This window comes from Butyricicoccus sp. AF35-5AC, assembly GCF_003477715.1.
In the GTDB taxonomy this organism is placed as follows: Bacteria; Bacillota; Clostridia; order Oscillospirales; family Butyricicoccaceae; genus Agathobaculum; species Agathobaculum butyriciproducens.
Genome location: NZ_QUDX01000037.1, coordinates 1 through 1,495 on the forward strand (window position 1 = coordinate 1; position 1,495 = coordinate 1,495).

The following is a 1,495-nucleotide window of genomic DNA, read 5'->3' on the forward strand; positions in this document are numbered from 1 at the left end:
CGAGCCTTTCAGCCGGGGTGCAAGTTTGAAATCATGCTCTGTCTGGTAGGCGGTCAGGGGGCTGGAAAGTCCACCTTCTTCCGGCTGCTGGCAGTCCGGGACGAGTGGTTCTCCGATGATTTGCGGAAGCTGGACGATGACAATGTGTACCGCAAGCTGCAAGGTCACTGGATTATCGAAATGTCGGAAATGATGGCAACCGCCAACGCCAAGAGCATTGAGGAAATCAAGTCATTTTTAAGCCGGCAGAAAGAGGTCTACAAGATACCTTATGAAACCCACCCGGCAGACCGCCCCCGTCAGTGCGTGTTTGGCGGCACTTCCAATGCCCTTGACTTCCTGCCCCTTGACCGTTCCGGCAACCGCCGCTTTATCCCGGTCATGGTGTACCCGGAGCAGGCGGAAGTTCACATTTTGGAGGATGAAGCCGCTTCCAGAGCCTATATCGGGCAGATGTGGGCGGAAGCGATGGAGATTTATAAAAGCGGCAGGTTCAAGCTGGCTTTCAGCCCCGCCATGCAGCGGTATCTCAAAGAACACCAGCGGGATTTTATGCCGGAGGACACCAAAGCCGGGATGATACAGGCGTATCTTGATAAGTACACCGGGAGTATGGTCTGTTCCAAGCAGCTCTACAAGGAAGCCTTGAACCATGCTTTTGACGAGCCGAAGCAATGGGAAATCCGGGAAATCAACGAGATTATGAACCAGTGCATTTCCAGCTGGCGGTACTTCCCAAACCCAAGAATGTTTTCCGAATATGGCAGAAGAATATGGCAGACAAAAGGGCTGGGAGCGTGAAAACCCGGCAACGGACTCCGGCAACCCGTCTGAAAAAACGATGGACGGTTTTGTGGAGGTCACAGAACAGATGGAGCTTCCATTCTGAAAAGGACAGCCCGTTGCACCCCCTGTTGCTATCCCGTTGCCGAGCCGGTTGCCGGGGAAAATCCCGAAACTATCGGCTTTTCTCCCCTATGACAACCAAAACAACAGAAAAATAAAAGAAAAGTATAAATAGTAACTATCGCCAGATTGAGATTGTTTGCAAGGTCTTTTGAAGCCCGTTGCCGGACTTCGTTGCCGACACCCTCTGTCTGGCTATTTTCATGTATGGAGGATAACTGCCTATGGCAAAAAACAAAACAGAGATTCATGTGACCACTGTATTTGACGGGGAGCTTGACGCCACTGATGTGTTCGTCAGCCTGATTTCCCAGAAATACGGAAAGACAAATGCAAAAGAATATCTTGCTAAAAAGAAAGATATAGGCTATAATGAAGATGAGGTTCAAAAGAGCCAGATACCGTCTGGATTGTGTGGGTAAATGGCTATGATGAACGAAATGGAATACAGAACAATCGGAAAGGCACTTGCCGGGGGCTATCGTGCAGCGGTCTATTGCAGGCTGTCAAAGGACGATGACCTGCAAGGCGAAAGTGCCAGTATCGCCAACCAGCGTGATATGCTGGAAAAATACTGCGAAAGGCAGGG

General features: G+C 50.4%; 1 protein-coding gene and 2 pseudogenes. All 3 read left to right on the plus strand.

Translation table 11 applies throughout. The features are described from left to right. A pseudogene (locus tag DWZ82_RS14855) lies at positions 1-889 on the plus strand (VapE domain-containing protein); the annotation flags it as partial. 241 nt (positions 890-1,130) lie between these two features. After that, positions 1,131-1,328: a hypothetical protein gene (locus DWZ82_RS14865; protein ID WP_002592708.1), complete on the plus strand. Its 198-nt coding sequence runs from the start codon at positions 1,131-1,133 to the stop codon at positions 1,326-1,328. Further along, positions 1,329-1,495, plus strand: a pseudogene (locus DWZ82_RS14870) (recombinase family protein); the annotation flags it as partial.